This window comes from Nostoc sp. (assembly GCF_036916735.1).
In the GTDB taxonomy this organism is placed as follows: domain Bacteria; phylum Cyanobacteriota; class Cyanobacteriia; order Cyanobacteriales; family Nostocaceae; genus Nostoc.
Window position 1 is genome coordinate 206452 of record NZ_JBALFV010000002.1, and the last position, 8520, is coordinate 214971.

Sequence of the window (8520 nt, forward strand, 5' to 3'; positions counted from 1 at the left end):
AAATATAAGTAGTTAGCAAATGGCGATTTTACACTGTAATTATTTACTAAAAAGTCAAAAAGGTTGTTTATTTATTTGGGGAGAAACTTGGCGATCGCCACGAGTGAATTTCGAGCCTAATGGAGCTGGAGATATACCACTACATCCATTGGCGATGACATCAGTTGAATTGAATGAGTGGTTGCAATTGCAGAACATGGCAATTACCAACTTTATCCAGCAACCTCAACTTGCGTTCGCCCCTGGCGGTGGCAAAGGCATGGCTACTACTGGACGAGCCTCCAAAGGAGGAGCTACGCTAACACGCAAAGCCGCCAGTGTCACTGAGATCAGTTTACCAACGCATTCGCAAATCATTGCCCTACCAACTTATATCCCAGAAGGCACTAGCGAAGGAACAACAGCGATCCCTGTACATTCTGCCAGCTTAGGGTTAGATACAGAATCGCCGCAATATTTGCAACCGTGGCGAGTTGAAGGTTTTTGTCTTAACCCCAGCGAAGCAGTAAAATTTCTCGCTGCTATTCCCCTAAATGCCGCTAAAGGAGAAGATGCCTTTTTAGGAGGAGATTTACGTTTTTGGTCGCAGGTTGCCCGGTGGAGTTTAGATTTAATCTCGCGGTGTAAGTTTTTACCAACAATTGAGCGACAATCAGATGGTACATTCGCTGCTAAGTGGCAAGTACTTCTAGACAGTGCAGTAGATGGAACCCGTCTAGAAAAATTTTCTGCGAATATGCCGTTGGTTTGTCGTACTTATCAGGAGGGACTAGGGACTGGGGAGGAGTTTTCCCAATCCCTACTTTATGTAGACTTTCCAGGCGAACCTCAAGAATTACTTTTGGGATTTCTTAACAGTACGATAGATACCCAAGTGCGAGGGATGGTGGGTTCTCAGCCTCCAATGGAAGCTAAGGCGATGGCATTACCAAGTGGGGTGCGACAGTGGTTGCAAGCGTTAACAAGTGCATCTCATATAGTCAATGCAGATGCAATTGAAATGGAACGACTGGAAGCGGCACTGAAGGCTTGGACAATGCCGCTACAATACCAATTAACTCTTAAAACTCTATTTCGTACTTGTTTTCAACTGCGTTCTCCAGAGTCTGGCGAAACAGATTGGACATTGGCGTATTTCCTGCAAGCGGCTGATGATCCTGAGTTCTTGGTAGATGCAGCAACTATTTGGAACAATCCAGTTGAACGATTGGTTTATAAAAATCGAACAATTGAGCAACCACAGGAAACATTTTTGCGAGGTTTGGGGGTAGCTTCCCGATTATATCCAGCGATGTCTGGTGACAAGGCGCAAAGCGCCTACGCACTCAGTTTTGAAACCGAATATCCCCAATTTTCTCGTATCACCCCCATTCAAGCTTATGAGTTTATCAAAGCTGTAGCTTGGAGGTTAGAAGACAGTGGTTTGGGAGTAATTTTGCCTCCCAGTTTAACGAACCGTGAAGGATGGGCGAACCGTTTGGGTTTGAAAATTACTGCTGAAACTCCAAAGAAAAAGCAGGGACGTTTAGGATTGCAAAGTTTGCTGAATTTCCAATGGCAATTAGCAATTGGTGGACAAACTATTTCTAAAGCTGAGTTTGATAAACTTGTGGCTTTAAATAGTCCGTTAGTAGAAATTAATGGTGAGTGGGTGGAATTGCGCCCCCAAGATATTAAGACAGCCCAAACTTTTTTTACCACTCGCAAAGACCAAATGGCGCTTTCCTTGGAAGATGCCTTGCGTTTCAGTACAGGGGATACCCAGGTAATTGAAAAATTACCAGTGGTCAGCTTTGAGGCATCTGGGGCATTGCAAGAGTTGATTGGAGCGTTAACAAATAATCAAGCGATCGCACCTTTACCCACACCGACAAGCTTTAAAGGACAGTTACGACCTTATCAAGAACGTGGTGCTGCTTGGTTATCATTCTTGGAACGTTGGGGCTTAGGTGCGTGTCTGGCCGACGATATGGGACTCGGTAAAACCGTGCAGTTTATTGCTTTTATTCTGCATCTCAAAGAACAGGATGCACTAGAAAATCCAACACTATTAGTTTGTCCAACTTCTGTTTTAGGCAACTGGGAAAGGGAAGTCAATAAATTTGCTCCAAGCCTGAAAATTTTGCAATATCACGGTGACAAACGCCCCAAAGGGAAAGCATTTTTAGAGGCAGTGAAAAAACACGATTTAATCGTTACCAGCTACTCACTTCTTCACCGAGATATCAAGTCATTGCAAAGTGTCTCTTGGCAAATAATAGTTTTAGACGAAGCCCAAAATGTAAAAAACCCAGAGGCGAAGCAGTCAAAAGCAGTGCGGGAATTAGAAGCCACATTTCGGATTGCGTTGACAGGGACACCAGTAGAAAATAGACTACAAGAACTCTGGTCTATTTTGGATTTTCTCAATCCAGGGTATTTAGGCAATAAGCAATTTTTTCAGCGTCGGTTTGCCATGCCAATTGAAAAGTATGGAGATACAGCTTCTTTGACTCAATTACGTTCATTAGTGCAACCATTTATACTGCGGCGATTGAAAAGCGATCGCGACATCATTCAAGACTTACCAGATAAGCAAGAAATGACCGTATTTTGCGGTTTAACTAGTGAACAAGCTGCACTTTATCAACAAGTTGTAGAACAATCTTTAGTCGAGATAGAATCTGCTGAAGGATTGCAACGTCGGGGGATGATTTTAGCTTTATTAATTAAACTCAAACAAATCTGCAATCACCCAGCCCAATATTTGAAACAAGCGACATTAGAGCAACATAATTCAGCCAAACTTCTGCGGCTAAAAGAAATGTTAGAAGAAGTTTTAGATGAAGGTGATAGAGCTTTAATTTTTACACAATTTGCTGAGTGGGGGAAATTACTTAAACCCTATTTAGAAAAACAGCTTGGGCGAGAAATATTCTTTTTATATGGCAGCACCAGTAAAAAACAACGAGAGGAAATGATCGACCGTTTCCAACACGATCCTCAAGGGCCACCGATTATGATTCTTTCTCTAAAAGCAGGTGGAGTAGGACTGAATTTAACACGAGCAAATCATGTATTCCACTTTGATAGATGGTGGAACCCAGCCGTAGAAAATCAAGCCACAGACAGAGTATTTCGCATTGGTCAAACCCGGAATGTGCAAGTACATAAATTTGTTTGCACAGGCACTTTAGAAGAAAAAATTCATGATATGATTGAAAGTAAGAAACAACTAGCTGAACAAGTTGTAGGTGCTGGTGAAGAATGGTTGACAGAACTGGATACAGACCAACTTCGCAACTTATTAATACTTGATCGCAGTGCAGTAATTGACGATGATGCTGAATAATTTCGTAGTAAGTACTTTAATCCTTTTTGAACTAATTCCGATGGTTAGTTAACAATAAACTGACAAGTTACACAGTGTTGAAAGTAGCTCATCAGTTCCTTGTGTATATAGCAAAAGCCTTAGTGATTAGGACATCAACAGATGATAAAACTTTGACACAAAAAGACTTTTTACCCAGTCCCCAGTCCCTTGCTATAACTTTCAGAATCACTGCTCATTTAACCCCGGTAGCAAGAATTTTCACTCACCACTTTAGTGCTTCTGGGATGCCTGCCTACGTTCTGCCAGCGCAGATAAAAATCTTTCTTTGAGCTGCTCTGCCTGATCTTCAGCATGGGAATTAGCACCCTCCTGTCGGGCAAGGCGCTGTAACGGGGCCGAAATGGCAATCCTCTCCTGTTCGTAAGTGCGTAGAGCAAGGCCAAGTTGTTCCCCATCAGCTAAATCAGTACATGCTAGAACCTTAGCCAAGGCAACCACATCCTGTATGGCCATAGTTGTCCCCAATCCCAACGATGGCCGCATTGGGTGAGCTGCATCACCCAGGAGGGTCACACGTCTCAAGTCCCCCCACTGCGGCACTGGTTCCCTGTCGAAGACACCAGTTTCGATGATGGCCGCAGGCTCAGTGGCTCTAATCACACTTTCAACCACAGAGGGCCATTGCTCAAATATTTGCAGTGCCGTCTCTAGCGCTGATGGACTTTTCGAGTGATTCAAACGTAGGGCTGTGCCACCCCAGGCAAGTAATTCTGTACCTGCATCCATTATCCAGAAGTTCTTTTTTTCTCCAACCACAAGTTGAAATCCAGCAGATTCAATGAAGGGAGCGGCAAGTGGAGGCAAGTTTTTCCGCTTTACAATCCCCCTCCAGGTCATGGTCCCTGTATAAAGAGGGGTACCATCTGCAACGGTAATGCTTCTCACCGCAGAGTTATAACCATCAGCACCAATTAGAAGTCGGGCACAGACATCTTCCTGTTGACGGAATTTCAAATGCAATTGCTCTTGTCCCTGGACTGAAGTCCGAGTGAAACCGATAAGGGTATGGTTGAGATGAAGTGATACCGTCGTAGGCAATGCTTTATAAAGACAGGTCTGTAGATTATACCAGCATAGCCAGGTGAAGCCTGTCCCGGCAAGCGGGGATTCATCAGCAAAAAGAACCTCGCCATTTGGCCGCATCAACATCTGCTGTTTGGGATTTACCGCCAACTGGCGCACCTGCTGCGCCAGTTCAGTATCAATCTCCGCTAGAGCAGCATAGCCGGAATCACCCATCCCCAGGGCAGCACCAATTGGTCGCAACAGGTGGGCTTGCTCAAAAACCCCGATAGAGAAGCCAAGTCGTGCTAAAGCATGAGCGGCACAGAGTCCACCTGGGCCAGCTCCAATGATCGCGACATCTAAGACATTATCGGTCGAATTGACTTTAATCATCCTGTTCACCTTGTTCCAAAGTATGACTTTAGAGATTAATTTAAACTGAGGAGCATCATTACGATACCAAAAAGTGGGTTCCGACTCAGGACGAATGGGGCAATGCAGTGATTAATCTGAATAAAGTTTTGCTGAAAAACTAAAGTGTTGATAAAGTTAAAACTGCATTTCCCGCCAAAGACCGTGATCAATACGAGCGCATCTTGTAAATAAGACGAGGTCCGAACACAAACTGCATTCGTAATTAAGGTTTTATGCCCCTATTTTGTCCCAGACTTCTAGTCTGTAAGTATATTTGCATATTTACAAAACTGATATGCTCCCAACTATAAGCGCTATAGTCTTAAGTAGCTGTCATAAAATGATAAATCGCGCATCTATTCCATAATTTTAAATTGACTTATGACTAATTACACATTACAAGCAAGTCGAGAATGGTGGTCACAACAATGGCTAGATTTACTAGATTCCTATCGTTTTAAAAAGCGTTTAGAACGTGCAAGAAACTATGCTCGTCAAGGAAATGTTTTAAGCATCGAATTCAAAGGTGCGAAAGTATTGGCTAGAGTGCAAGGTAGTGAAGTAGAACCTTATAAGGTTTCCCTTTCCCTTGAACCTTTTAGTGATGAACAGTGGGGTTATGTAATTGAAAGCATGTCCCAAAAGGCAATTTTTGCTGCAAAATTACTAGCAGGAGAAATGCCACAAAATATAGAAGAAGTGTTTACGGCTAATGGTCTTTCGATATTTCCTTTTACCCTTGCTGATGTCCAGAGTAAATGCTCTTGTCCTGATAAAGCAAATCCCTGTAAACACATTGGTGCTCTGTACTATCAGTTAGGCGATCGCTTCAGTGAAGACCCCTTTGTACTATTTCAATTGCGCGGACGCACCAAAGAGCAAATTATCAGCGATTTACGCCAATTACGTAGCGCCAAGATTCAACCTAACACCACAGAAAAGCCCGATATTCAACAGTCAATTCCTAATAACAAATCTTCGGTAAAAATTGACTCCTTCTGGCAATACAGTGAGCCACTAGAGTCATCATTAGTAGTGATTGCGCCGTCCACTAATGAGATGGTTTTAGATGTATTAGGAGCAATCCCCCTTGCGAAGGAAGAGGAAAATGCAGTAAATTCAACTTCCAGTGATGTAGTAATGAAGTATTTAAATACAGTTTACAGAGATGTGAGCCAGAAAGCTTTTTTAGCAGCAATGAATGTGGGAGGAAGTTGATAATAATTCGTAATTCGTAATTATGAATTAGATTTAGTGGGTAGTTTACCGTTTCCGCCTTTCCTCACCCATTCCTGCACCGCCCGACGAATTGCTCGTCTGCCATCTGCCCGGTTTTGTTCAATCAATTTCGGCAGATATCGAATTTCTAAAGTAGGAAACACTAGACTCTTCTCTGACTCGACATACTCGCCATTTTGCAGGTGATAAATCTTGAGTTCACCGGAGTCGTAACACCAGAGTTCTGGTACTCCCAGACGGGCATAAATGGGAAAACGATTTAGAGATTTATTGGTAATATCAATTTCCAGTACCAAATCAGGCGGTGGGTCTTGTTTCAAGTCCAAATCCAATCTACCCCGAATCGTAGCTTCATTCTGGAAATAGAAGCAGTTATCTGACTCTACCCCTGCCATTCGGCTTTCTCGCTTCCAGGTAGTCGAACCATAACTTTCATAGTCCAAATCCAATATATCAGCGATTTCTTTGACCAAATCGCTAATTACCTCTTTGTAATGTTCGTGTTCAGGTAAAGGTGTGATAATTTCCAAAGTAGTGCGATCGTAAGCTAACCGTGCTGCGCGATGCTCTCCCAAGTCTTTTAGAAGATTTTCAAACTGTTGCCAGCTAATGTCATAAAGCATTACTCGGTCTGCTCGATTCTTGGCTACTGTCATTGTTACGACCTCCAGAATGTTTTATTATCCAAACTCAAGCCTAGCCTGTTCTACCAAATCGGCTGTCACAATCTCTTGGTTTGCCTCACGAGCCAGTTGTTCAAGTCTGGCTCTAGCTTGAGCGCGGACAAAAAAGGGAATATTTTGCAATTTTTCCTTAGCTTCAGATGTCCATGGCAAAGTTTCAATAAAATTGGAATCGCTCATAGTATTAATTATTTTGGTAAGTTGCTCAGTTAATCAATAGACTATTAATTTTCCTATAAAAAAAGCCCCTGCTTTTATGCAAGAGCCTCTAAACTATTTAATTGTCAGTGATAAAAAAACTTTACAACCTAATCTAGGTCGTCCATAAACATCACTGGCTCAGTATCACGGTTAATTCCTTTCTCAAAACCACCAGCCGCAGCTCGTGCGCGACCAGCGTGCCACAAGTGACCAACTAAGAAGAAGAATCCTAGTACGAAGTGAGAAGTCGCCAACCAAGCGCGAGGAGATACGTAGTTGAAGGAGTTAATTTCGGTAGCTACACCACCCACAGAGTTCAGAGAACCCAGAGGAGCATGGGTCATGTACTCAGCAGCGCGACGAGCTTGCCAAGGCTGAATATCGTTCTTGATTTTTTCCAAGTCAAGACCATTGGGACCACGTAGAGGCTCCAGCCAAGGACCACGGAAATCCCAGAAGCGCATGGTTTCACCACCGAAGATGATTTCACCAGTTGGAGAGCGCATCAGGTATTTACCCAATCCTGTCGGGCCTTGGGCAGAACCGACGTTAGCACCCAAGCGTTGGTCACGAATCAAGAAGGTCAAAGCCTGAGCTTGAGAAGCTTCTGGGCCGGTAGGGCCAAAGAATTCGCTGGGGTAAACGGTGTTGTTAAACCAAACAAAGATCGAGGCAATAAAGCCCATCAGTGAGAGAGCGCCCAAGCTGTAAGAGAGGTAAGCCTCACCAGACCAAATGGATGCACGACGTGACCAAGCAAAAGGCTTGGTAAGAATGTGGAAAATACCACCAGCAATACAGATAAAGGCAATCCAGATGTGACCACCGACCACATCTTCCAAGTTATCTACGCTGACAATCCACCCTTCGCCACCGAAGGGAGACTTGATTACATAACCGAAGATGACTGCTGGGTTCAGTGTCGGATTAGTAATAATCCGAACGTCACCACCGCCTGGTGCCCAGGTGTCATACAAACCACCAAAGAACATTGCCTTTAGCACCAACAGCAGCGCACCGCATCCCAAAATAATCAGGTGGAATCCGATAATGTTGGTCATCTTGTTCTTGTCTTTCCAGTCGTAACCAAAGAAAGAAGAGTATTCTTCTAAGGTTTCTGGACCACGGACGGCATGATAGATACCACCAAAGCCAAGGACGGCTGAGGAAATTAGGTGGAGTACACCGACAACAAAGTAGGGGAAGGTATCGATTACTTCACCACCAGGGCCAACACCCCAACCTTGGGTAGCAAGGTGAGGTAACAGGATCAAGCCCTGCTCGTACATGGGTTTTTCGGGAATGAAGTGAGCGACTTCAAACAAAGTCATCGCTCCAGCCCAGAATACAATCAAACCAGCATGGGCAACGTGAGCGCCCAGTAGTTTGCCAGATAGATTGATTAAACGTGCGTTACCAGACCACCAGGCAAAGCCAGTGGATTCTTGGTCGCGTCCAGTGCCGCCTAATAAATTTGGTCTATTAGAGAGCGTTACCACGTGGTAATACCTCCTCAGGGAATACAAATTGTTCGTGGGGTTGATCTTGAGGAGCCATCCAAGCGCGGATACCCTCATTGAGCAAAATGTTTTTGGTATAGAAGGT

The 8520-nt window shown here is 43.9% G+C and carries 6 protein-coding genes and 1 pseudogene; 2 read left to right on the plus strand and 5 right to left on the minus strand.

Going from position 1 to position 8520, the window contains the following annotated elements; translation table 11 throughout:
• Window positions 1-19: 19 nt before the first annotated feature.
• The gene (locus V7L20_RS01850; RefSeq protein ID WP_334742419.1) at window positions 20-3331 is read left to right on the plus strand and encodes a DEAD/DEAH box helicase; all 3312 of its coding nucleotides are present in this window, start codon (window positions 20-22) and stop codon (window positions 3329-3331) included.
• A gap of 252 nt (window positions 3332-3583) precedes the next feature.
• Here the strand turns inward: V7L20_RS01850 and V7L20_RS01855 are convergent, their stop codons facing one another.
• Window positions 3584-4771 (minus strand): FAD-dependent oxidoreductase, encoded by a 1188-nt coding sequence (locus V7L20_RS01855; protein ID WP_334742433.1) that lies wholly within the window; start codon window positions 4769-4771, stop codon window positions 3584-3586.
• A gap of 402 nt (window positions 4772-5173) precedes the next feature.
• On the opposite strand from V7L20_RS01855, the gene V7L20_RS01860 reads away from it, so the two are divergent.
• Complete coding sequence (locus V7L20_RS01860; protein WP_334742420.1) at window positions 5174-6010, plus strand: SWIM zinc finger family protein; 837 nt, start codon at window positions 5174-5176, stop codon at window positions 6008-6010.
• Between the two features lie 20 nt (window positions 6011-6030).
• On the opposite strand, the gene V7L20_RS01865 is transcribed toward V7L20_RS01860, so the two are convergent.
• The 4 genes and pseudogenes from V7L20_RS01865 to V7L20_RS01880 form a co-directional block, all read right to left on the minus strand.
• Window positions 6031-6687: a Uma2 family endonuclease gene (locus V7L20_RS01865; protein ID WP_334742421.1), complete on the minus strand. Its 657-nt coding sequence runs from the start codon at window positions 6685-6687 to the stop codon at window positions 6031-6033.
• Window positions 6688-6711: 24 nt separating this feature from the next.
• Window positions 6712-6894 carry a PCP reductase family protein gene (locus V7L20_RS01870; RefSeq protein ID WP_334742422.1) on the minus strand — a complete coding sequence of 61 codons (183 nt, stop codon included), beginning with the start codon at window positions 6892-6894 and terminating at the stop codon, window positions 6712-6714.
• Between the two features lie 128 nt (window positions 6895-7022).
• Window positions 7023-8414, minus strand: coding sequence for a photosystem II reaction center protein CP43 (psbC, locus tag V7L20_RS01875; RefSeq protein ID WP_334742423.1), 1392 nt, complete (start codon window positions 8412-8414; stop codon window positions 7023-7025).
• A pseudogene (locus tag V7L20_RS01880) lies at window positions 8398-8520 on the minus strand (photosystem II D2 protein (photosystem q(a) protein)); the annotation flags it as partial. The gene psbC and the pseudogene V7L20_RS01880, both read right to left, overlap by 17 nt.

Coding starts and splice junctions, on each gene's coding strand:
- V7L20_RS01850 (WP_334742419.1), top strand. CDS start 20: ATGGCGATTTTACACTGTAATTATTTACTAAAAAGTCAAAAAGGTTGT.
- V7L20_RS01855 (WP_334742433.1), bottom strand. CDS start 4,771: ATGATTAAAGTCAATTCGACCGATAATGTCTTAGATGTCGCGATCATT.
- V7L20_RS01860 (WP_334742420.1), top strand. CDS start 5,174: ATGACTAATTACACATTACAAGCAAGTCGAGAATGGTGGTCACAACAA.
- V7L20_RS01865 (WP_334742421.1), bottom strand. CDS start 6,687: ATGACAGTAGCCAAGAATCGAGCAGACCGAGTAATGCTTTATGACATT.
- V7L20_RS01870 (WP_334742422.1), bottom strand. CDS start 6,894: ATGAGCGATTCCAATTTTATTGAAACTTTGCCATGGACATCTGAAGCT.